The following is a 270-nucleotide window of genomic DNA, read 5'->3' as shown; positions in this document are numbered from 1 at the left end:
GTCGGGGCTAGCCTACGCAGCTGCCGACGTCGAGCGCGCCGGCCGATCGGCCCGGACCCGGCGCCACGCCGCGGGCGCCACCACCACAGCTACGCCGACGGCGGCGCCGATGACGGTCTCGATGATACGGTCGCGCAGCAGCAGTGCTGGGTCCACGCGAGCAGCCAACAGCGTTGCGATCAACGCCAGGGGCGTAACGAAAAGCTGGGCGACCAAGTATTGGCGGGCTATGAACATCTCTGCCCCGAACTGACAGGCGGCGATCACCAA

1 protein-coding gene is annotated in these 270 nt (G+C 68.5%); it reads right to left on the bottom strand.

The features are described 5' to 3' along the window. Positions 1–12: 12 nt before the first annotated feature. Positions 13–270, bottom strand: a 258-nt coding sequence (locus tag SB772_RS41250; protein ID WP_410838682.1) for an FUSC family protein, incomplete at its 5' end; no start/stop codon positions are given.

Source organism: Paraburkholderia sp. SIMBA_030, from assembly GCF_046535245.1.
Taxonomy (GTDB): domain Bacteria; phylum Pseudomonadota; class Gammaproteobacteria; order Burkholderiales; family Burkholderiaceae; genus Paraburkholderia.
This window is presented reverse-complemented; position numbering and strand designations above follow the sequence as displayed.